This is a genomic window from Paenibacillus macerans, assembly GCF_050565405.1.
GTDB lineage: Bacteria > Bacillota > Bacilli > Paenibacillales > Paenibacillaceae > Fontibacillus > Fontibacillus macerans_B.
Window position 1 is genome coordinate 91,979 of the sequence record NZ_JBNYYG010000007.1, and the last position, 22,800, is coordinate 114,778.

Sequence of the window (22,800 nt, forward strand, 5' to 3'; positions counted from 1 at the left end):
TAAGTGGGGGATAGAATGGAAAACTGGATTGACCATAAGTTCGACGATATGATCGCGCGTTACGTGAAAGATGGACAAACCGGGCAATTGGGTCTGGTCTTGTTGCCGGAATCCAGGGTATCCCATGTCTGCGAGAAGAAATACAAGGCGGATCCTTTAGTGCAACTCAAATGGATAGGAGATGAGTATCCCGGCGGATTCGCGCACGGTCATTCCATGCGCAACAGCGGAACTATGGACGCGCTGTTATTTGAAGAGCAGCGTAAGATTGAGCGCGATGACAGCGCAACGGTTATATCCGTATGGCGCAGCCCGAGTTCATGCAGGGTCGAGCATCATTTAACCTGGTATTCGGGGTATCAAGCACTGGAATCTTTTACGGTGATCCGGAATGAAAGCGAAGTTCCCGTTACGGTAGAAATGATATCATCGTTCTCGTTGACAGGGCTTACCCCGTTTGCTGAAGACGATGCTCCTGAAACATTGACTCTTCACCGTATCCTTAGTTCGTGGTCTGCGGAAGGGCGCCTGATTTCCGACAAAATCGAAGAACTAAATCTTGAACCGGCTTGGGCGCCTTATGGAACACGATGTTTACGATTCGGACAAGTCGGATCTATGCCGGTTCGCGGATTTTTCCCGGCGGCATTTTTGGAGGATACCCGCTCCGGCGTGTCTTGGGGGGTTCAGATCGCCCATCCCGCCTCTTGGCAGATTGAGATCGGAAGACAGGATAACGCCTTGTACCTGTCAGGCGGATTGGCGGACAGAGAATTCGGCCATTGGACCAAAACGATCGGTCCCGGAGAGACGTTTCAAACCCCCAGTGCTTATCTCACCGCCGTAGTGGGAGATGTTGACTGTGCGGCGGGCCGATTAACCGGGATTCAGAATCGTCCTCTATTACATGGGCCAGCTGTGGAAGACGATTTGCCGATTATTTTTAACGAGTATTGTACAACCTGGGGGTCGCCGTCGGCCGCGAATCTTTACGGAATTGCCGAACGGCTTAAAGACAGGGGAATCCGCTATCTTGTCATTGATAGCGGATGGTATAAGAAAGAAGGGACGAACTGGTACAACAGTATGGGCGATTGGGAAGTCAGCCAACATGATTTTCCCGAAGGACTGGAACAAACCCTCGAACATATTCGAAAATGCGGGATGATTCCCGGGATTTGGTTCGAAATGGAAGTGTGCGGCGTGGAATCCGCGGCGTTCCATAGGGTCGATCATCTTTTAAAGCGGGATGGCTTGCCGATTACGAGCGGTGGCCGGCGGTTTTGGGATTTCCGTGATCCCTTTGTCGTCAAATATTTGAAAGAGAAAGTGATCTGCTTTATGAAAGAACATGGATTCGGATATTTGAAAGTGGATTATAACGATAATCTGGGCATCGGATGTGACGGCGCGGAATCGCTCGGTGAAGGATTACGCGAGCAAATGCAAGCGGTCCAGGATTTTTTCAGGTTGATTAAACAAGAGGTACCCGATATCGTGATTGAAAATTGCGCATCCGGCGGACACCGGTTGGAGCCTTCCATGGTGGGACTTACAAGTATGTCATCATTTTCGGACGCGCATGAATGCGAGGAGATCCCGATGATTGCCGCGAATATGCATAGAGTGATTTTGCCGAGGCAAAGCCAGATCTGGGCCGTTCTTAGAAAAAATGACAGTTCGCAGCGTTTGGTTTACTCGCTGGCCAGCACGATGCTTGGCAGGATGTGTTTGTCCGGCGATATCCATGAGTTGAATGAAGAACAGTGGAAAATTGTAGACGAGGCCATCGCCTTCTACAAGCTTGTTTCTCCGATCATTAAGGAAGGTACGACTCGTCGATTCGGACCTTCGGTGCACAGCTATCGTCATCCCAAGGGCTGGCAAGGAATCATGCGCATATCCAAACAAGGATCGCATATGATGGCTGTTGTGCATACCTTTGGAGGTGACGTTCCGGAAAGCATCAAGCTGCCTCTTCCTGCATTTGGGCATTACGAAATTACGCAGGTATTTTCGGACAAGAATGCGGATGTCGAAGTAGAAGACGGCCACATTTCCTGCCGTTTGGGAAAACCGTTTTCGGCCGTTTGCATCCTACTTCGAAATAAGCGGTCCGGCACACAATAGGGTGGAATGGAGGTGGTACGATGCGTATAGACGCTCATCAGCATTTTTGGAAGATGGACAGAAAAGATTACGGCTGGATTACGCCGGAACTTCCGGTGCTTTTCCGCGACTATTTACCTTCCGACCTTGAACCGCATGTGCAAAAACACGGCATCGGCAAAACGATTCTGGTGCAGGCGGCGCCAACCATCGAGGAGACCGAATTTATCCTTGAATTAAGCGAAACGGCCAATTTCGTCGCCGGCGTGGTCGGTTGGCTGGATCTTGAGGACCCTTTATTCAAGGAACAATATCGGCGGTTTTGCAAGCACCCGAAATTCATCGGGTTTCGCGTAATGATCCAGGATATGGGGGACCCGAACACCGTTTTATCCTCCGCCTATTTAGAAGCACTTTCCTATTTTGCGGAACAGGACGTGCCGGTTGACTTGCTTGTACTGGCGAATCAGCTGCCGCAGCTTGTCCAATTGCTGGAGCGGGTTCCGCAGCTTCGGGGCGTCGTCGACCATTTAGCGAAGCCGCCGATCGCTTCGGGGGTCATGGAGCCGTGGAGAAGCCATATGGCCGAAATTGCCCAGTATCCGAATATCTACTGCAAGCTCTCGGGAATGGTGACGGAGGCCGACCGGAAGGGCTGGGAAAAGGAAGATTTCACGGCATACGTCCAGGAGACGCTTGATTTGTTCGGCCCGGAAAGGGTGATGTTCGGCAGCGATTGGCCCGTGTGTCTTCTGGCGGCAACTTATGATGAAGTCGTAGACATTTGCCGGCAAGCATTGCAAGACCGGCTGTCGCCGGAGGAGTTCGAAGCTGTTTTCGGCGGCAACGCCGCTAAATTTTACAAGTTGAGTGAACTTTAAAAATGGGGGATCGACGCGATGAAATACAGAAAGTTGGGGAACACGGGGCTGGACGTATCGGCTTTAAGTTTTGGGGCGTCTTCGCTTGGAGGCGTGTTCCGGGACGTTCAGAAGGATGAGGGAATGCGAACGGTTCATACCGCCATCGACATGGGGATCAATTTGATCGACGTTTCGCCCTATTACGGCCTGACGAAAGCGGAAACCGTGCTGGGCGAAGCGCTGCGGACGATTCCGCGGGACCGGTATGTGTTGTCCACGAAAGCGGGACGTTACGGACAGGACGAATTTGATTTTTCGAAAAACAGGCTGATCCTGAGCGCGGAAGAAAGCATGCGGCGCCTGGGGACGGATTATCTCGACATTCTGCTGCTGCACGACATCGAGTTCGGCTCGCTGGAGCAAGTGGTGGAGGAAGGGATTCCCGCTCTCGAACAGTTGAAAAAATCCGGGAAAATCCGTTTCTTCGGCGTATCCGGCTTGCCCTTGAATATGTTCGACACGGTGTTGTCCCGCACCGCGCTGGACGTCATTTTATCGTACTGCCATTATTCTCTGAACGATACCACGCTGCTCGGTCTCCTGCCGTTGCTGGAGCGGCAAGGGACCGGCCTGATCAATGCGTCGCCGTTGTCCATGGGTTTGCTGAGCAACCGGGACGTGCCGGAATGGCATCCCGCGGGCGAGGATATCAAGGCCGCTTGCCGGCGCGCCGCCGAACATTGCCGGAGCAAAGGAGAGGATATCGCAAAGCTGGCGGTCCAGTATTCCACAGCGGATGAACGCATTCCGACGACGCTGGTAAGCACGGCAACTCCGGATAATATCCGCAACAATATTTTGTGGACGGAAGAACCGATGGATGAACAATTGCTGCAGGAAGTGCTGGAGATCCTGAAGCCGATCGACGGCGCAACGTGGCCGAGCGGACGGCCGGACTGGGGCGGCGAGCAGGCCCTGCAGAACGGGGAGCGATTATCATGAAGGGGATTATCTGCGAGGAAATCGGACGGTTCGTTTATCGGGAGGATCTGCCTGAGCCGCAAATGCGGGAAGGCGAGGCGATCGTAAGGATCCGGAGGATCGGCATTTGCGGAACCGACCTGCATGCGTACCGGGGCAACCAGCCTTACTTTACCTACCCGCGAGTGCTCGGACACGAGCTGGCCGGGACGATCGAGCAAATCGGCGACAACCGGGAAGGGCTAAAGGTCGGCGACCAGGTCAGTGTTATCCCGTACATGCATTGCGGCCATTGCCGCGCCTGCCGCAGCGGCAAAACGAATTGCTGCCAACATATGAAGGTGCTCGGCGTTCATATGGACGGAGGAATGCGGGAGAGAATTGCCGTGCCCGTGTCCTGTCTTATCCAGACGGAAGGGCTGACGCTGGATCAGGCGGCGATGCTGGAGCCGCTGGCGATCGGCGCGCACGCCGTCAAGCGCTCGGGGCTGGGGGCCGGCGATCAGGCGCTGGTCATCGGTGCCGGGCCGATCGGACTGGGCGTGATGGCGCTGGCCGGATACGCCGGCGCGAAGGTGATCGCGATGGACGTGAACGATGAGCGTCTTGAATTTTGCAAGGTTTGGGCGAAAGCCGAACATACGGTGAATGCGCTCCGGGAGCCGAAGGAACGGTTGGCCAAGCTAACGGACGGCAGCTTTCCGGCATTTGTCATCGACGCCACCGGCAACGCCTCGTCGATGGAGAGCGCTTTTGGGCTCGTCGGCCACGGCGGATCCTTGACTTATGTCGGTTTGGTAAAAGGCACGATCACCTTCAACGATCCCGATTTTCACGAGCGCGAAATGACGGTGCAGGGTAGCCGAAACGCCACGCGGGAGGATTTTGAGCGTGTGCTTGCAGCCATAACGGATGGTTGCATGGACATTGGCAGTTACATCACGCACCGCAGCGCGTTCGAAGACATGATCGGCCGGTTCGACGGTTGGCTCCTGCCTGAATCGAAGGTGATCAAAGCGTTGGTGGAGCTGGACTAAACGCAACTCATATTTTCGCCCATCCGGCGGACAGGAGGAGAAGCATGACGAGCATGGCTAGCATGGAACGGAAACATCGATTGTGGTACAGCAAGCCCGCTTCCGAATGGAACGAGGCTTTGCCGATCGGAAACGGCCGGCTGGGCGCGATGATCTTCGGAGACACGGCCGAGGAGAAGCTGCAGCTTAACGAGGATTCCGTATGGTACGGCGGTCCGCGCGACCGCAACAACGAAGATGCACTGCCTCATTTGCCGGAGATCCGCAAGCTGATTATGGAGGGACGGCTGCGGGAGGCGGAGGAACTGGCGGCGATGACGATGGCCGGGATGCCCGAAGCGCAACGGCACTATTTGCCGCTCGGCGATCTGCTGCTGTCGTTCGGCCATCACGGGCAGCTTGCCGAGGACTATGTTCGGGAGCTTGATTTGGAGTGCGGCGTATCCCGGGTCAGCTACCGGATCGGCGAGGTGCGGTATACCCGCGAGCTGTTTGCCAGCTATCCGGATCAGGCCATCGTCATCCGGATTTCCGCCGACAAGAAGGAGGCGGTTTCGTTAAAGACCCGGTTTAACCGCCGGGACTGGAGATACTTGGAGAAGACGGAAAAATGGCAGCCTGGCGGGCTGGTCATGCGCGGGGAATGCGGCGGCAAAGGAGGCAGCTCCTTTTGTGCGGTATTGAAGGCGCTTCCGGAAGGCGGGGTCTGCCGGACCTTGGGCGAGTATTTACTGGTGGAAGGAGCGGATGCGGTCACGCTGCTGCTCGCAGCCGGTACGACGTTCCGGCATCCCGACCCGGAGCTTTACGGCAAACGACAGTTGGATGAGCTGAGCCGGGTTCCTTATGCCGAGTTGCTGGCCCGGCATGTCGCGGATTACCGGGAGCTGTACGGGCGGGTTGGCCTGGAGTTGCCGGAGAGTCCGGGCAAAAGCTTGCTGCCGACCGATGAAAGGCTGGAACGGCTCCGGAAGGGCGAAGAGGATCATGGGCTGATCGCGACCTATTTCCAATTTGGCCGTTACCTGCTCATTTCCTCCAGCAGGCCGGGCTCCTTGCCCGCGAACCTTCAAGGCATCTGGAACGACAGCTTTACCCCGCCTTGGGACAGCAAATTCACGATAAATATCAACGCGCAAATGAACTATTGGCCGGCGGAAAACTGCAATCTGGCCGAATGCCATGAGCCACTGTTCGATTTAATCGAACGGATGAGGGAGCCCGGGCGGGTTACGGCCCGCGTCATGTATGGCTGCCGGGGATTCACGGCGCATCACAATACGGATATTTGGGCGGACACGGCTCCGCAGGACACGTATCTTCCGGCTTCCTTCTGGCCGATGGGCGCCGCTTGGCTGTGCCTGCATTTGTGGGAGCACTACCGGTTCAGCCAAGACCGTTATTTTCTGGCCCGGGCGTATGGGACGATGAAGGAGGCGGCGTTGTTTCTGCTCGATTATTTGATCGAAGACGAGGAAGGACGCCTGATCACTTGCCCGTCCGTTTCCCCCGAGAATAGCTATAAGCTGCCGAATGGCGAGACGGGAGTGCTCTGCGCGGGGGCTTCGATGGATTTTCAGATTATCGAAGCGCTGTTTGACGCCTGTATCCGCAGTGCGGAACTCATTGGACGGGACGAGGCGTTCCGCGGTGATCTCGCCGCCGCCCTGGAGCGGCTGCCCAAACCGCAGATCGGCGGATACGGTCAGGTCCAGGAGTGGATGGAGGATTATGAAGAGGCGGAACCGGGACACCGCCATATCTCCCACCTGTTTGCCCTTTATCCGGGCGAAGGCTTTAGCGTGGATCGTACGCCGGAGCTGGCCGCAGCCGCGAGGACGACACTGGAACGCAGGCTGGCAAACGGCGGCGGCCACACCGGCTGGAGCCGGGCGTGGATCATTAATTTCTGGGCCAGGCTGCAGGATGGATCGAAAACTTACGAGAACGTGAAGGAGTTGCTCGACCACTCCACGCTGCCCAACCTTTTCGACAACCACCCTCCGTTTCAAATCGACGGCAATTTCGGCGGAACGGCGGGCATTGCCGAGATGCTGCTGCAAAGCCACGCCGGGGTGATCCGGCTGCTGCCCGCTTTGCCTGGCGGTTGGAGCGAGGGGAGCGTCACGGGACTTCGGGCTCGTGGGGGCTTTACCGTTGACTTTGCCTGGGCTGCAGGCCAGGTTACGGAAGCGAATGTGACGTGCTCGGTTTCAGGCCCTTGCCGTATGGCTGCTCCTGGTCTTGCCCCCGTTACGTTTGAAGGAGAGGCCGGACGCTCCTATTCTGTACGTTTTGCCTGTGAGGCAGGTCGGGAGTGAGCAGCAAAGGAAGCGCTGCGCCATGGTGGAAAAAATGTTCACAACATCAAAAAGAGTCGTTTATTGCTGCTTCTTTGCTTCTCTGTATAAAACAATTCCGCGCTCAAATGCTCGTCATAGTTTCCGAAACCTTTGCCAAACAAAGTGAGACCGCCCGGATAGCGGGCGTCCGGCTCCACGGATAAGCGCAACGTCCATTGCTTATTCCGGATGTCGATCTCGTGGATGGTGACATCTGACATTTTCATCCCGTCCATGAACGTACCTTTCTCCGTTATCCGTAGCCGTTTCAATAAACCGTATTGATTCGCTTGCCTCGGCCACCAATCGGGGGTATATTTGCCCGGCTGGTCGCCGTAATCGCCAGGACTGGTCCAGACTCCAAGCCTTTTGCCGTTAAACGCGAACGTAATGTCGGAAGGGTAATTGTCGTTGGTTCCTGGGGCTTCGGAGGCGATCTCCATCGTCAGCACCAGCTCTTGCGGCTCCTGACTGGCCAGCAAATAATTGGGCGCCTTATATTCGATGAAGCCGGTGCCGAACCAAAGGACGGCGGCATGGATTCGTTCGGGTTCCCAGAAGTAACGGGGGTCGTCGAAGCTGCCGATGACGTTGCTTATGGTCGCCAGACCGCATGTCGGTTCGATGTGAAAATCGGAGTAATGCCCGACCGGGATTTCAACCCGGTGGCTCATACGCCGCCCTCCTGCCGTCTGCATAGGAAAAAGAATTTCCGCCCCGGATACGGCGAGCGAACAAATCTTTTGCAATCCGCTTTTGCCCGGCGTCATTTGGGTTGCGATCAGGCCGCTTTCGGATAGCTTGCGGACATGCATTGTCATGATCGCGCTCGACAAACCGGCCGCGGCGGCCAATTCCTTGACGTTCATCGAGCGCTCGGCCAACAGGCGCAAGATATGCAGACGTACGGGACTCGAGAGCGCTTCATAAACGGGAAGCGACTTCTCAGTAAGGTCAAGTTTCATGGGAGTGCCACCTTATCGATAGTTTGGTTAATAATTATATTAATCAAATGATGTGTTTTTGACAAGCAATATAAAAACTGCGAGAAAACTTAGGAAATAAATTGACGAAGGTGGAAAGTGGCGCCTATAATATTAGTGATATTATTATTTTATTAATAAAAATATTAACTAAGGAGTGAAGCAATCGATGACGCTTAAAGGTGTGCTCAACGCCGATTCCGCCAAGGGAACGATTAGCCGCAACATTTACGGGCATTTCTCCGAGCACTTGGGGCGATGCATCTACGAGGGCATCTGGGTAGGCGAGGACTCCCCGATTCCCAATACGAACGGCATCCGCAACGATGTCGTGGAAGCGCTTAAACAAATTAAAATTCCGGTGCTGCGCTGGCCGGGGGGATGCTTTGCCGACGAATATCACTGGAAGGACGGCATCGGGCCGAAGGAAGGACGCAAGCGGATGGTCAACACGCATTGGGGCGGCGTGGTCGAGAACAATCATTTCGGCACCCATGAGTTCATGGAGCTTTGCGAGCAGTTGGGATGCGAGCCTTACATCAATGGAAACGTCGGCAGCGGCACGGTCCGGGAAATGTCCGAATGGGTCGAGTACCTGACCTTCGGCGGCGTCTCTCCGATGGCCGAGCTTCGCGGCCAAAACGGGCGCAAGGAGCCTTGGAAGGCGACCTACTTCGGCGTCGGCAACGAGAACTGGGGCTGCGGCGGCAATATGCGTCCGGAATATTATGCGGATGAGTATCGCCGATATCAGACCTACGTCCGAAACTATGACGGAAACCGGATCCACCGGATCGCCTGCGGTGCGAACTCGGACGATTACAACTGGACGGAGGTGCTGATGCGCGAAGCCGGTCGGTTCATGGATTCCCTTACACTGCATTACTACACGCTGCCGAACGACGACTGGCAAAACAAAGGACCGGCCACCGGATTCGACGAGAAGGCTTGGTTCTCGACGTTGAGAAAAGCGCTGCGCATGGATGAACTGATCACCCGCCACAGCACGATCATGGATAAATACGATCCGGAAGGACGCGTCGGGCTCATCGTGGACGAGTGGGGAACTTGGTACGACGTCGAGCCGGGCACCAATCCCGGATTCCTGTATCAGCAAAATACGATCCGCGATGCACTGGTTGCCGGGCTTACGCTGAACATTTTCCATAAGCACAACGGCCGCGTCCGCATGGCGAACATCGCCCAGACCGTCAATGTCCTTCAGGCCGTGATCCTGACGGAAGGCGAGAAGATGATTCTGACTCCAACGTATCATGTATTCGATATGTACAAGGTTCACCAAGACGCCGAATTGCTTGATCTCTCGCTGGACTGCGGCAGCTACCGGCTGGATGACGGCGAAATTCCGGCCGTCACGGCCACGGCGTCGCGCGACGGGCAGGGGAACATTCACATCAGTTTCTGCAACCTGCAGCATGATGCCGAAGCGAAGGTCGTCATCGACGTCAGGGGCTTGGCTGCGGAGGGCTTGGCGATCACGGGTTCGACGCTGGCCGGCGGCAAACTCGATGCGCACAATACGTTCGAGCAGCCGAATACGGTCGTGCCGAAACCGTTCGACGCCTTCGCGCTGGAGGGAGGCAAACTGACGGTCAACTTGCCGGCGATGTCGGTCACGACGCTGGAATTGGCGGCCGAGGCGTAACGCAGATGGCGGACACTTCCTGCAAAGCTTGCCGCGACGACTATCGGGTCACCGAGGCTCAAATCGAACGGTTGCTTAAGACGACGGCGTTTGCGCCCGAGCGAAGGGTAAGCGAGGAGCGGTATCAAGAAAGGCTGCGGATTTGCGGCGCCTGTCCCAAACTGACGGACGGGATAACCTGCGCCGCTTGCGGCTGCATCATTCCCGTTGTCGCCTGGCTGAAGGAGCGGTCTTGTCCGCTGCCGGACGGCGGGTTATGGGCGTAAAGAAACGCGCTTATTTCACCTCTTCCAGCAGTTCCTCGGAGTTGTTCCTTACGTTTCCGACGACCGGCGATACCGGGTAAGCTCTCATTTGCGCGGCATCGTAAGGCGTTAGGAGCTTTTGAAGGGACGAAACGTCCGAATTGCCGCGATTCAACCACTCGGCTTCGTCTTCCCTGCGAAGGATCACGGGCATGCGAGGGTGGATCTCCGCCATGAGCGAGTTAGCCTCCGTAGTGATGACCGTGCAGGTGGCTAACTTGTCGCCGTTCGGATCGCTCCAAATGTCGTATAGCCCCGCAAAAGAGAAGAGGCCGCCTTCCCGCATTACGATCCGGTAAGGCTGCTTCATGTTCGCCTGCTGCTGCCATTCATAATAGCCGTCGGTCGGGATGAGGCAGCGCCGGGACGACAGCAGCTTCCGAAACGCCGGTTTTTCGGTTAGAGATTCGGCGCGGGCGTTGATCATTTTGACTCCGATTTTGTCATCCTTGGCCCAGGACGGCACCAATCCCCAGCGCAATTCGCCGAGACGGTTCCCCTGTTTGCCCGAAATGACGGCCGGGATGAATTGCATCGGCGCCACGTTATAGTTCGGCGCGAATTTCGCCAGACGGGATTCCAAAATGAGGTACCTGACGATCAGTTCGTCGAGGGAGAGCGTAATCGTAAATCGGCCGCACATATTCAGGGCTCCTTGCTATAGGTTCTTATCCTATTTTAAATCATATCTGCATCCGGATAAACGCGGCAGCGGGAATTGAACTGAAACTTTTTCCGGCGAGCCTACGTTTTAGTATGTGTTCCATTTCATCAAGCGAGTGGATCCGGAAAGGAAAAGTGGATTTATTATGTTTATCTGGGGGGAGCTCACGGCGTTACTGCCCGCGTTCCGTATACGTTTGATTTGTCCACGGGCAATGCGTTGTCGTTGAAAGACGCAGCCAACGATAATCCGAATTACGTTTCGATCATTAACAAACGGATCAAGGAGCAAATCAAAAACCGCAACATGGAGCTGTTAACCCCTTTTGAATCGATCGAACCGGACCGTGGCTATTTCCTGAACCGGAACGGGGTCGTCGTCTTCTTCACGCAATACGAGTATACGTCTTATGCCGAAGGCATGCCGGAGTTCGTCATCCCTTACGCCGCCTTTAAATAACCCGCCGCCGGTAAAGCAGTTTTGGTTCGATGTACAATCGAGCTAAGGCTGCTTTTTGATGTTATATGGAGGAACTTCCGGCGTCACCGAAGAATATGTATCTCAGTATCACAAGGATGACGGGGAGATGGCCATGAAACAAGTAGGATTGGTATTGGGCGGCGGGGCTGTGCGGGGTCTCGCCCATTTGGGCGTGCTGAAGGCTTTCGAGCGGCACGAGATTCCGGTCGACGAAATCGTGGGAACGAGCATGGGCGGCGCTATCGGCGGGCTATACGCCGCGGGCATACCGGCGGACGAAATCGAAAACCTGCTGAACCATACGCCGAAATACCGGCTGATGGATTTGGGCATCCGCCAGCGCGGGCTGATCGGCGGCAACAAAATCTACAACACCGTTCATGAGCTTCTTAAGCAGCATGGCAAGGACACGCTGCAAATCGAGGATTTTCCCATTCGGTTCAAAGCCGTGTCCGTCGACTTGATGCAGGGCAAGCAGGTGGTTTTGGATCATGGCGACCTGGGGACGGCGTTGCGGGCGACGACGGCTTTTCCAGGCGTATTCGCGCCCTTGGTCGTGGAGGGGAAGATGCTGGTCGACGGCGGCGTGCTAAACAATTTGCCCGTGCAGGAATTGAAGCGCAAAGATACCGGCCTGATCATCGCCGTTGACGTGACCCGGGAGCATGAGAAGAAGCCGCCCCGGAACATGATCGAGGTCGTCTACCGCTCCTACAGCTTGATGACGGCCGAGCGGAAGCATACCAGCCTGCGATTGGCCGACGTAGTGATCCGGCCGGAGGTAGGGCATGTCTCCGCGTTTGATTTTTCCAAAATGCCGGACTGCATCAGGGCGGGCGAAGAAGCCGCCGAGCAGATGATGGATGAGCTGAAGGCGGAGATTCGGCGGATTAAGCCCGGGATGTGGACGGATGAGGATCATCCGGAGCTTCGCCGGGAGTAAAAAAGGGGGGATAAGTTTGCGCTGCATTACGATACGCCAACCTTGGGCAACGCTGATTGCGGTCGGCGCAAAGCGGTTGGAGACGCGGGGGTGGAAAACGAATTACCGCGGGGAGCTGGCCGTTCATGCCGGCAAACAGGTGGATCGGGAGGCTTGCGAGACGGAACCGGTCCGCTCCATCTTGGCGGCACACGGATATGCGGGCCCCGACAGTTTGCCGATGGGGTCGGTCGTGGCGGTCTGCCGGTTGAACGACTGCTTTTCGGTGCTGCGAAACGATGGGGAGAGAGCGCTGTTGGACGGCGGGGATCGCACTGTGGAAGCGAGCGGGGAGGAATACCGGTTCGGCGATTTTACGCCGGGACGGTATGCCTGGGAATTAACGGAGCTTCAGAGGCTGCCGCGGCCCGTCACGGCCGTCGGCAAGCAGGGCTTATGGACCTGGGAGCCGAATGGGAGTTGAAGAGGTTGTTCAAAAAGTCAACTTTTGATCACGAGGTAACTCGAGAAGTGGGGTCGACATCGAATCTTGAATTCAGCCGGGGACCGGAACTGCTGCGAGGCGCTGCCCAAAAGGAAAACCCGCAAGGCCAAGGACCTTACGGGTTTTGGGGTTATCGCTAAACTTTAATATCCAGATTTTTACCGAGATTCGGGTGAACCTGGCTTTGCGCCATCATTTGTACGAGATTTTGACCTTGGATTTCGGCCTGGTTCTTAGCCATGCTAAGCACACGGATGCCAACGGCCTGGGAAAGCGCGGCTTGGCTCATAACCGTCGATGCGGCAGCAATATCCATTTTGTCACCTCCTAATCACATGTATCGGCAACTTTGCTGCAAACGATAAATTTTGCCAGGCTCCGAAATGATTTACAGCCTCGCTCCCCTCCGATTATAATGAATTCAATTGCCTATTGAAACTACTTGACCTATCAAACACATCGTGGGAGAACAACATGAGCCGCAGCTACGATAATCCCGAACGCCGTTATATTTCCGTACGTCAAAAGTTCGCGATCAGCCATTCGGCCGCCTTGATTTGGATGGTCTTCTCCATTCTGGTATCGCTGCCCTGGCTGAACGATTTCGCGCGTTTCATCACGTTGCCGGGAGCGCTCCTCATCATCGCGGGGATATCCTACGTCCCCGGATACATGAACGCTTTCATGGTGACGAGCCTGCTGCTGGACCGGCAGCCTTCACTTTCTTTCGAGTGTCCCGAACTCCCGGTTACCGTGCTGGTCGCCTGCCACAATGAGGAGCGGGGCATCCGGACGACCTTGGCTTACCTGGCCGAGCAGCAGTATCCGGGGCCGATCAAGGTGATCGTCATCGACAACAACTCCTCGGATCGAACGGCGGAATGGGCCAGAGCCGCGGGCAGGGAGCTGGAGATGGATCTACTCGTGATCGGGGAGAACAAGCCGGGCAAACACCATGCGCTCAACACCGCGCTGGGCTTCGTCGAGACGGAGCTCATGATCACGCTTGACGCGGACACGCTCCTGCATAAGTTGGCGCTCAAACACATCGTGACGCGCATGGCCATGGCGCCGCCGGATATTTGCGCCGTCGCGGGGGCAATGCTCGTCCGCAACAGCCGTCATAATTTCTGGGCCAAAATTCAGGAGTGGGATTATTTCCTCGGCATTGCCAGCATCAAAAGGCTGCAGGGGATGTTTCAGGGAACCTTGGTGGCGCAGGGGGCCTTTTCGCTGTACAAGACGGAAGCCGTTCGCGAGGTTGAAGGCTGGCCGGACGCGATCGGCGAAGATATCGTCCTGACGTGGAAGTTTCTGGCCAATCGTCGGAGAGTGTATTTCGAGCCGTTAGCGGTTGCTTTTACGGACGTTCCGGAGTCTTTCCGCCATTTGGTGAGGCAGCGAAGCCGCTGGGCCCGCGGGATGATCGAAGCCTTGAAATTCCTGAAGCCGTGGAACCAACCCTCCGTGTACGCCAAATACTTGACCGGCTGCAACTTGGTCATGCCTTATCTGGACCTCGTTTATACCTTTTGCTGGTTGCCGGGGCTGGTATTGGCCTGCTTCGGCTACTACTGGATCGTGGGGCCGGCGACGCTGCTGGTACTGCCGCTGACTTTTCTGCAAAACTACATTCTCTACCGCTATCAAAAACGGGTCTTCCAAACGTTGAACCTGCGGATCCGCCAAAACCTATTCGGTTTCTTTGCTTACGTGCTTGCGTATCAAATGGTGATGAGCCCGGTGTCCGTTTATGGTTATGTTCAGGAGCTGCTGCAGCGGCAAAGAATCTGGAAATAAGAAAATTAAGCAATTCTTCAGGTTTCTGTAATGTTCCTTTAAGGAAGAGGTGCTATCCTTTAGATACTCCCTCTTCTTAATTGATATATATGAAGAAGCCACCCCGCGCAGGGGTGGCTTCTTCTCTGTGTGCATCAAATCGGTTATTTCAAATCCTCGATCGAATCGATCTCCATGTAGGCCGGAACCACCAGGCCGGTTTTGACGCCGGTCATGTTCGGGCCAAGGTCCTCCAACTGCTCGCCGTATTTATCCCAGTAGTCGGCATGGGTGAGCGGCAGCCAAGCTGCGGCAGTCGCATCGACGTCGCCGCTGGCAACCCCGGTCCACATCGGTCCCGCCTCGACTTGAAGGGATTCTACGTCGTAACCCAGCTTGCTTTCCAGCACGTATTCCAACAGGTTTGTACTCGCGATTTCCGAATCCCATGCCACATAACTAAGCTTGAACTTATCGCCGTCCACCGGCGCCAAGCCTTCGGTCCAGCTGTCCACGCGGTCGCCGTGGCTGTCCGCCCAGGCTTTGGCCGCTTCGGCCGGGTCCTGGCCCTCCTGGATGGCGGTCATGATCGCGCCCATCTCGTCGGAGGTCCACTCGAAGCGGTCGAGGAACTCATAAGCGATCGGCTGATCGTCTTTTAGCCCCTTTCGTACAACCGTATGGATCTCCTCGGCTTCTCCGTACACTTTTTTCGGATCTTCAAGGTACTTCAAGTCGTATTTAGCGAACATCCAGTGCGGCGTCCAGCCGGTGATGATAATCGGATCTTCGGATTTGATCGCCTTATCCAGCATCGCCGTCATGGCGGCGCCGGAGCCCTCGATCAACGTCCAGTCGCTGAGTTCATATTGCTCGAGAGCGGCACTTGTCGCTTTCATGATGCCTGCGCCGGGGTCGATGCCGATGATTTCGTGGTCAACCTGCTCGCCGACAGCGCTAGCCGGGGCGTTACCGCCTTCGTTTGCCGCACCTCCGGCTGCGGCATTCCCGTTGCCCGCCGCCGTATTGTTCGCTTGACCGCAAGCGGACAGCGCCATGACTCCAACCAAACCTGCAAGCACCAACAGTTTCCTCATCTTCTTCATTTTCATCTTAATCTCCCCTTTGTTTGGATTTAAACAAGTTTTGCGTAAAGCGGTCCAGCACGATGGCCAACACGACCACGGCCAGGCCGGCTTCAAATCCTGCGCCGATTTTCAACTGGGTGACCGCCCGATAGACGGTAGCCCCGATCCCTTGCGCCCCGATCATGGACGCGATAACCACCATGGACAACGACAGCATGATCGTCTGGTTCACGCCGGCCATCAGCGTTGGCATCGCCAAAGGCAGCTCAACCTTAAACAGCTTCTGCCAGGACGTGGAGCCAAAGGCATTGGCCGCCTCCGTCAGTTCCCCGGATACCTGTTTGATCCCGAGATAGGTGAGGCGGATCGTCGGCGGAATGGCGAAGATCACCGAAGCGATGACCCCCGGCACGACGCCCAAGCTGAAGAAGGTGACGGCCGGCAGTAGATACACGAACGCCGGCATCGTCTGCATGAAATCGAGCAGCGGCGATACGATCCGGTGGGTCAGCTTGCTGTAGGCGCTCCAGATCCCGATCGGGATCCCCAGCAGGATCGAGATCAGCCCTGAAGTGATGACCAGGCCCAAAGTGTTCATCGTCTCTTCCCAAAAGCCAAGGTTGTCGATCAGCAGAAACCCGATCACCGTAAACAGGGTCAGCTGCCATTTCCCGATCAAATAAGCAAGAATCCCGATAATGGCGATAAACAACAATGGATGCGGGAGCAGGAACAATCCGGCGAAGAAATCGACGACCGTTTCGATAAACGTGGACAAGCCGTCAAAAAATCCGCCCAAATACGTCTCCATTCCGTCGACGAGCGACTCAATCCAATCGGCCAGCGGCAATCTCGGTATCGACTTCATTTGCGGTCACCTCCTTCGCTTCGTGTTGTTGGTTTTCGCCGGCCAGCGCACCCAGCACGGCGCCCCGCACGATTACGCCAAGCAGTCGTTCCTGATCGTCGACGACGGCGAGCGGAACTTTGGACGAGCTCGTGACCTCGAACAAATCGCTTAATACCGTGTCCGGGCTGACCCGGGGGCCATCCTGGATCAGGATATCGCTCAGGCTGCCGCCCGTTTTGGCCGCTTGCGAAGCGTCCTCGGCGGTAATGACGCCGAGCAGCCGTTTGCCGCGGTCGATGACGAACAGATTGGAAATCCCCCGTTCGCGCATCAACTCCAGCGCTACCCGCGGTCCACGGTCCAGCGTGACCGTTTCCGGCCGGCGCATGACGCGGGAAGCGGTCAGCACCTTGGACAGGTCGACATCTTCGATAAACCGTTCGACATAGCGGTTGGCGGGGTTCATCAGCATTTCCTCCGGCGTGCCGATCTGTACGAGCGCACCGTCCTTCATCAGGGCGATCCGGTCGCCGATGCGCAGCGCCTCATCGAGGTCATGGGTGATGAACACGATCGTTTTTTTCATTTTCTCCTGCAGCTCCAGCAACTCGTCCTGCATATCGCGGCGAATAAGCGGATCCAGCGCGCTGAACGCTTCATCCATCAGCAAAATTTCCGGATCGTTCGCCAGCGCTCTGGCGAGTCCGACGCGCTGCTGCATCCCGCCGCTTAACTGGTCGGGCAATTGGCTCTCCCAGCCCTTAAGACCGACGAGCTCCAGCGCCTGCATCGCTTTTTCCCGGCGCTCCTTCTTGGGGGCCTTCTGGATTTCCAGACCGTATTCCGCGTTTTGCAGCACCGTTCGATGGGGGAATAAGGCAAACTTCTGGAATACCATGCTGATCGATTTGCGCCGAACTTCCCGCAGCTCGGCTTTGTTCATTTTGCGCAAATCTTGTCCGTGCAGCAGGATTTCTCCGGACGTCGGTTCGATGAGCCGGTTCAGCATCCGAACGAGCGTCGACTTGCCGCTGCCGGATAAGCCCATGATGACGAAAATTTCCCCCTCGCGAATGTCTAGGCTCACTTGGCCTACGCCCACCGTGATGCCCTTTTCCTTCAGAAGACGATCTTTGGTGTAGCCTTGCTTCAATAATGGAATGCCCTGTTCCGCATGCGGGCCGAACAATTTGCTTACTTCCTGAACGCGTAATATTTCCTGATTCATACATTCACTCCTTGCTTTCTAAACTCGTACCCTTCGATATCGGACTTCGCGGCGGCTGAAAGCCTGACGAGGCGACATCGCATCAACCCGTGACGTAAGTGTAACAGACCAAACGTTCGTAAATCAAAGTCCAAATCCGTACGTAAGGAACGTACAGAAAAAACTGAACATAAGGATTCAACGGATAACTCCGGTATGCTCCCAAATGCTACCTAGGCTGCTTCTTTACTTTTGGCCTTGCTTTTCTTAAGATAGAATAAGCGTTAGACCGCGTATCGCCGTAAGCTAAGCGGTAACGACGCCTTTACAGCCAGAGATGGTTTGCAAAACGATAGGAGGTTGCAAGCATGAGCTTGGACCAGCTCACATCAGAGCAGCAGGTTTTATTAATGAAAGTACGCAAGCGTGTCATAGAAGCGATTGGCCGTAATATGGACTTATACGGCGTTTCTTTATCGACCGGACATTTGTATGGATTGCTGTTTTTTGCCGACAAGCCGATGACCCTGGATGAGATGGGCATGGAAATGAAGATGAGCAAAACGAGCATGAGCACGGGCGTGCGGACCTTACTGGATCTCAAAATGGTGAATAAAGTGTGGGAGAAGGGCTCCCGCAAGGACTTATATGAAGTCGAATACGACTGGTACCAGACCTTTACGGACTTTTTCGCGATAAAATGGAGGAAAGCGGTGGAGAGCAACATTCTGGTGCTGCGCCGCTCGATTGACGAAATGAACAAAGCCCTGGCTTGTGAGCCGGAAGGCCCGATTCGCCAAGTGCTGGAAGAGGACGTGCGCAAGATCAAGGAAGCGGCCAAGTACTACGAGTGGCTGGACCGGTTGATCGATGCGATGGAAAGCGGAGAAATCTATAACCTGGTGCCCAAAGAAACCGAATAAGGCCGACTCCCCAAAAATAAACGCTTCATTCCCGACCTGCCGCCAGCGGGCCATCGGGAATGAAGCGTTTTTTGTCGTGCTTTTAATAAACGCCGATGTCATCGAGCATGATTTTGGCGGTACTCCCGCTGAGGCGGAAGGTGAGCCGCTTGATCCCGGCGCCCGGATCAAAGTCCGAGCCGGCTGATGCAAAGGCCTCCAGCGGCAGCCGGTACGTCTGGAACACCGCTTCGGTCGGACGCTTGTATTTGCCGTCCGACAGGTGCCGGTCGAGCCAGGGATGAATCGTGAACGCGGTAACGGGCAACGGGGTTGGGTCACCGAACTGCGTTAATGGCAACCGGGCGGTTCCGCCGCCTGCGTCGACCAGCTCGACCTCGATTTTCGTTGCTCCCGAGGCCAAAGCCGCATCCGGCGAGCCCTCAGGTTCCAGCTCAAAGCTGCGGTCGGTCAGGGAGAAAGCGAGCCATTCCGGCATATCGGCAGCAGGCCACGGCGCGCTTTGCTTCCAGCTTAAGGAATAGTCGGAGGGCTCGCTCTTGTCCGACGGGCGTTCCAGCACGATGCCGCGGGTCGGCTTGCTGGAGTTTTGCCGGTTCTTGGCGTCCTCTTCCTTCCAGCCCAGCCCATCGGCTTCGGCTGTTCCGCCGCCGGGCAGGGTCATCCGGTTCATGTCCTCGTCATATCGGGCCCAAGCGGTAAATGCCCCGCTCTCAAACCGGTTATAATAAGCCGTATGCGGCAGCCAGGCAAGGCCCGTGCGGTAATCCTGCAGGAGCGGAAGGTACCGGCCGGGGGCCGCTCCGGACGACGATTCGTCCGCACGCTCCAACGACTCCTCCAAAAAGGCCGAGATGTACACCTTGGCGATGGTTCTTTGCTCGGCAGGGGAGAGCATGCCGTCCCGGCTGAGCAAGATGCCTTTCGGATAACTGACATCGCGGCCGCCCCAGCTGCTGTTGAATTGGCTGTGGTTCGCATCGGCGATATAGATTGAAGCCTTGAATCGGTCGGATTCCGGAGAATAGGAGGTCCGCATATACTGGCGGTCGCCGTCGAAATCGCTGACATCTCCGTCCCGCGCGCCCTGCAACGTCAAATAGCTGACGTTCCGCAGCTTGGTATATTTGCCGTCGACCTTCTTATCGGTCGGGGCAATGGCGGCCACGGCCCGAATGCGGAACGGTTCCAGGCTCTTGAGCAACGCCGCGTCCCCGCTGAACCAGTTCTTGTAATCGGCGGCCATCGCCACGGCTTGGCCCCCTCGGGAATGGCCCGCCAGGCCGATTTGGCCGAAATCAATTTTCCCGTAGAACGGGTTGCCCGGTTCGGCGGCGAACTCGCCGATTTGCTGGAGATGCTTCAGCAGCATCCAGGCCCGAACCTTCATGTCGTTATCGGGAATTCCCCTCCACACGGAATAGTTGAGGAAATTCTCATCCACCGACACGACCGCGAACCCCCGACTGGCCAGCAATTTCCCCAAATAGGCGTACCCATCGTCGGAGTAATCCTCCATCAGGTGATTGCCATGGACGATCAAAACCAGCGGATAGGTTTGCCTCTTATCCGTGTTCCCCTCAGCCGCATCCGGCATCCACACTCTGCCGTTCACCGGCAAGGCACGCTGGTTAAATCCCCAATAGGTCGTACGGAAGACCGACCATTTCTTGATGTAGGCGGAGGCATCGACCGGCTTCGACTTGACGTCGACGTCAGCGCCGTATTCCGGCTGCCAAACGTCTTTGCCGCTCCCGTAATAAAAAGTAGATACCTCGTAAGGCCCCGGTTCGGCCGGGTTGTCGGCCGTTACGGATAAATCCGGCACGATCGTTGCGGGAACGGCCGAATCCAGGTCTTCCGCCAAACCTCCGTCCGTATCCGCATTGTGAAACGCCGGCACGGCCGCAGTATCCTCGGAGGCATTCGGCCAGACCGCCGCAACCAGTACGAGCAGGGCGATCAGCCCTACGACTCCGGCTTTATGACGGAGCCGGATACGCCCGTTGGCCATCGTTCCCGCCGCTAGCCCGACCGCGATTCCCGCCAGGGTGACGACGGCGGATACGACCGCCGCGGCGGCAAACGAAACTTCATTATATTCGAAAATAAAAAAAACGGCGAGCAGGTCGAACAATACGATTCCCGCAAACAATCGGGGGATCGGCAGGCCAATCAAGGCCAGCAATAAGGCCGTCAGGTGCGCCGCAAGGAACAGGCTCAACGTTCCCGCCAGCATGAACAGCAGGATGTCGATGGCCGCACTGAGTCCGGTCGGCATGCCCAAGGCCAGGAGGATAAACGCGAACATGCCGGCCCCCCAGGGGCCGGCAGCGGCGGATCGCCAAAAGGCGGTATCGTATCGGTAGGCTCCCCGGATGCGGCGGGCGATCCGGGAGCCGAGCGTCGGTTTGCTTTGGATCAGTTCACTCCATACCTGAAGTTCCATGGTTTCCCCCAAAAAGTAGTCTCCTCTGCCCTTATTGTATCATGCCCGGGCTGACGGGAGGAACAGGGGAATGCAGGTTGCGCTGTTAGCCTCGCCCGGCCCGAGGGCGGAAACGAACGGCCGACCAGACGATCAGCAGGATCAAGACGGCAAGGCAAACGCCGATGCTGACGCGGTTTTGCGCGTCGAACAGGAACAACAACGCAATCACCGACAAACCGATCACCGTCAGCAGCGTGATATACGGATAACCCCAGACCTTAAAGGCCGGCGCAACGGGATAGGTTTTGCGCAGCTTATACTGGGACAAGCAGATGGTGATCCACACGAGCAGCACCACAAATCCCGGAACGGCCATCAGCAGGCGGAACAATCCGGCCTGGTTCAACATGGCGAGCATGGAGCCGAGGACGAGCACGGTGCCGCTCAGCTTCAGGCTGTTCATCGGCACCCCCTTGGCCGAAATTCGGGCGAGGGAAGCCGGAGCCTCGCCGCCGGTCGCCATGGAGTGGAGCATGCGCGTCGCTCCGTAAATGCCGGAGTTGGCCGCGGACAACACGGCCGTGATCAGGATGAAGTTCATCAGATGGGCCGCGCCCTGAAGACCGGCGGAGGTCAGCACCTGCACGAACGGGCTAGTCTGCTCGCTGAGGCTGTTCCATGGAATAAGCCCGCAAATGATCAGAATCGGCAGCGTATAAAACAGCACCACGCGCAAAATAAAGTTTTTGACGACGCGGGGCAGCACTTTTTCCGCATCCTTGGCCTCCGATAAGGTCAACCCGATCAACTCCGAGCCGCCGTAGGAGAACATCACGACCAGCAGCGCCGAGAAGATCGCCGTCCAGCCGTTCGGGAAAAAGCCGCCATAGTCGGTATAATTATGCGGGAACGGAGTCTCGGCCCCGGGGATCCAGCCGAACAGCATGGCGGCCCCCAGCCCGATGAACACGACGATCATGGCGATTTTGATGCCGGCCAGCCAAAATTCGAACTCGCCGTATCCGCCGACGCTCATCATATTGACGGCGATAATGAAAGCGGCGCTGGCCAGGCTGAGCACCCACAAGGGCACATCGGGCAGCCAGAACTGCAGGAAGCTGCCGGCGGCGATGACTTCGATGACGCAAACGGCGAGCCACATAAAGCAATAAAGCCAACCGAGAATGAAGGAGACGCGCTCCCCAAACGCTTCGCGGATAAAGTCCTTCATATTCTTGCCCGGATACACGGTGGCCATTTCGGCGATCGCCCCCATCACGACGAGCAGCAGCAGGCCGGCGAAGACGTAGGAGAAGATCACGCCCGGACCGGCCAGGCTGACCGTTTCGGCGCTCCCTTTGAAAATGCCGGTACCGATGACGCCGCCCATGGCCATGAAGCTGATGTGCCGCGGCAGCAATTTTTTTTGCAACGTAGACGGATTGGATTCCACTGTAAGAAAGCCCCCTGAATATTTGATAGTCAATCACAACGCACATTGCCTTATATTACACCATTCCCATTGGATCGGAAATGATATCATGCCGGTTGATTTGTATCACATTTCGTTGTTTGGGCAGATAGGCAACGGGCCTGCGGCTCCGTACAATGATTTTTAAGAGGGAAAATGGTATAGGGGAGGAAGCGATATGGCCCGGCTGTCCG

At 56.3% G+C, this 22,800-nt stretch carries 20 protein-coding genes; 12 read left to right on the forward strand and 8 right to left on the reverse strand.

Going from position 1 to position 22,800, the window contains the following annotated elements; all coding sequences use genetic code 11:
- The first annotated feature begins 15 nt into the window (after positions 1-15).
- From ACQ4N8_RS07570 to ACQ4N8_RS07590, 5 genes are read left to right on the forward strand one after another with little or no spacing between them, the layout of a single operon-like run.
- Positions 16-2,130 (forward strand): glycoside hydrolase family 36 protein, encoded by a 2,115-nt coding sequence (locus tag ACQ4N8_RS07570; RefSeq protein ID WP_430703729.1) that lies wholly within the window; start codon positions 16-18, stop codon positions 2,128-2,130.
- 20 nt (positions 2,131-2,150) lie between these two features.
- The gene (locus ACQ4N8_RS07575; RefSeq protein WP_430703730.1) at positions 2,151-2,990 is read left to right on the forward strand and encodes an amidohydrolase family protein; all 840 of its coding nucleotides are present in this window, start codon (positions 2,151-2,153) and stop codon (positions 2,988-2,990) included.
- A gap of 18 nt (positions 2,991-3,008) precedes the next feature.
- Entirely contained in the window at positions 3,009-3,974 is a 966-nt protein-coding gene (locus tag ACQ4N8_RS07580) for an aldo/keto reductase (RefSeq protein WP_430703731.1), read from the forward strand.
- Positions 3,971-4,990 carry a zinc-binding alcohol dehydrogenase family protein gene (locus ACQ4N8_RS07585; protein WP_430703732.1) on the forward strand — a complete coding sequence of 340 codons (1,020 nt, stop codon included), beginning with the start codon at positions 3,971-3,973 and terminating at the stop codon, positions 4,988-4,990. The genes ACQ4N8_RS07580 and ACQ4N8_RS07585 overlap by 4 nt, the downstream gene beginning before the upstream one ends.
- Positions 4,991-5,034: 44 nt before the next feature.
- On the forward strand, positions 5,035-7,311 hold the full coding sequence (locus ACQ4N8_RS07590) for a glycoside hydrolase family 95 protein (protein ID WP_430703733.1): 2,277 nt from the start codon (positions 5,035-5,037) through the stop codon (positions 7,309-7,311).
- Positions 7,312-7,349: 38 nt separating this feature from the next.
- Here ACQ4N8_RS07590 and ACQ4N8_RS07595 read toward each other — a convergent pair whose 3' ends face one another.
- Positions 7,350-8,297 (reverse strand): ArsR/SmtB family transcription factor, encoded by a 948-nt coding sequence (locus ACQ4N8_RS07595; RefSeq protein ID WP_430703734.1) that lies wholly within the window; start codon positions 8,295-8,297, stop codon positions 7,350-7,352.
- Positions 8,298-8,484: 187 nt separating this feature from the next.
- Here ACQ4N8_RS07595 and ACQ4N8_RS07600 point away from each other — a divergent pair, with 187 nt between their 5' ends.
- Positions 8,485-9,981: an alpha-N-arabinofuranosidase gene (locus ACQ4N8_RS07600; RefSeq protein WP_430703735.1), complete on the forward strand. Its 1,497-nt coding sequence runs from the start codon at positions 8,485-8,487 to the stop codon at positions 9,979-9,981.
- 5 nt (positions 9,982-9,986) lie between these two features.
- Positions 9,987-10,247, forward strand: a complete 261-nt coding sequence (locus ACQ4N8_RS07605) for a DUF6171 family protein (RefSeq protein ID WP_430703736.1) — start codon at positions 9,987-9,989, stop codon at positions 10,245-10,247.
- A gap of 10 nt (positions 10,248-10,257) precedes the next feature.
- Here ACQ4N8_RS07605 and ACQ4N8_RS07610 read toward each other — a convergent pair whose 3' ends face one another.
- Entirely contained in the window at positions 10,258-10,929 is a 672-nt protein-coding gene (locus ACQ4N8_RS07610) for an SOS response-associated peptidase (RefSeq protein ID WP_430703737.1), read from the reverse strand.
- A gap of 240 nt (positions 10,930-11,169) precedes the next feature.
- Between ACQ4N8_RS07610 and ACQ4N8_RS07615 the strand changes: the two genes are divergently transcribed.
- From ACQ4N8_RS07615 to ACQ4N8_RS07625, 3 genes are all read left to right on the forward strand, one after another.
- A complete protein-coding gene (locus tag ACQ4N8_RS07615) occupies positions 11,170-11,409 on the forward strand; it encodes an RsiV family protein (protein ID WP_430703738.1) in 240 nt (79 codons plus the stop codon).
- A gap of 133 nt (positions 11,410-11,542) precedes the next feature.
- Positions 11,543-12,373, forward strand: coding sequence for a patatin-like phospholipase family protein (locus ACQ4N8_RS07620; RefSeq protein WP_430703739.1), 831 nt, complete (start codon positions 11,543-11,545; stop codon positions 12,371-12,373).
- Positions 12,374-12,389: 16 nt separating this feature from the next.
- Positions 12,390-12,836 (forward strand): ASCH domain-containing protein, encoded by a 447-nt coding sequence (locus ACQ4N8_RS07625; protein ID WP_430703740.1) that lies wholly within the window; start codon positions 12,390-12,392, stop codon positions 12,834-12,836.
- 157 nt (positions 12,837-12,993) lie between these two features.
- Here ACQ4N8_RS07625 and ACQ4N8_RS07630 read toward each other — a convergent pair whose 3' ends face one another.
- A complete protein-coding gene (locus ACQ4N8_RS07630; protein ID WP_430703741.1) occupies positions 12,994-13,173 on the reverse strand; it encodes a YjfB family protein in 180 nt (59 codons plus the stop codon).
- A gap of 158 nt (positions 13,174-13,331) precedes the next feature.
- On the opposite strand from ACQ4N8_RS07630, the gene ACQ4N8_RS07635 reads away from it, so the two are divergent.
- A complete protein-coding gene (locus tag ACQ4N8_RS07635; protein ID WP_430703742.1) occupies positions 13,332-14,657 on the forward strand; it encodes a glycosyltransferase family 2 protein in 1,326 nt (441 codons plus the stop codon).
- A gap of 143 nt (positions 14,658-14,800) precedes the next feature.
- Here the strand turns inward: ACQ4N8_RS07635 and ACQ4N8_RS07640 are convergent, their stop codons facing one another.
- Genes ACQ4N8_RS07640 through ACQ4N8_RS07650 form a run of 3 tightly spaced genes read right to left on the reverse strand, consistent with a single transcriptional unit; the run spans position 14,801 to position 17,802 of the window.
- Positions 14,801-15,748 (reverse strand): glycine betaine ABC transporter substrate-binding protein, encoded by a 948-nt coding sequence (locus tag ACQ4N8_RS07640; protein WP_430703743.1) that lies wholly within the window; start codon positions 15,746-15,748, stop codon positions 14,801-14,803.
- A gap of 1 nt (position 15,749) precedes the next feature.
- The gene (locus tag ACQ4N8_RS07645) at positions 15,750-16,592 is read right to left on the reverse strand and encodes an ABC transporter permease (protein ID WP_430703744.1); all 843 of its coding nucleotides are present in this window, start codon (positions 16,590-16,592) and stop codon (positions 15,750-15,752) included.
- Positions 16,552-17,802, reverse strand: a complete 1,251-nt coding sequence (locus ACQ4N8_RS07650) for a quaternary amine ABC transporter ATP-binding protein (RefSeq protein ID WP_430703745.1) — start codon at positions 17,800-17,802, stop codon at positions 16,552-16,554. Before ACQ4N8_RS07650 ends, ACQ4N8_RS07645 begins: the two co-directional genes overlap by 41 nt.
- A gap of 347 nt (positions 17,803-18,149) precedes the next feature.
- Here ACQ4N8_RS07650 and ACQ4N8_RS07655 point away from each other — a divergent pair, with 347 nt between their 5' ends.
- Positions 18,150-18,704: a GbsR/MarR family transcriptional regulator gene (locus tag ACQ4N8_RS07655; protein ID WP_430703746.1), complete on the forward strand. Its 555-nt coding sequence runs from the start codon at positions 18,150-18,152 to the stop codon at positions 18,702-18,704.
- 82 nt (positions 18,705-18,786) lie between these two features.
- On the opposite strand, the gene ACQ4N8_RS07660 is transcribed toward ACQ4N8_RS07655, so the two are convergent.
- The gene (locus tag ACQ4N8_RS07660; RefSeq protein ID WP_430703747.1) at positions 18,787-21,165 is read right to left on the reverse strand and encodes an alpha/beta hydrolase family protein; all 2,379 of its coding nucleotides are present in this window, start codon (positions 21,163-21,165) and stop codon (positions 18,787-18,789) included.
- Between the two features lie 73 nt (positions 21,166-21,238).
- Positions 21,239-22,588 (reverse strand): amino acid permease, encoded by a 1,350-nt coding sequence (locus tag ACQ4N8_RS07665; protein WP_430703748.1) that lies wholly within the window; start codon positions 22,586-22,588, stop codon positions 21,239-21,241.
- Positions 22,589-22,800: the final 212 nt, after the last annotated feature.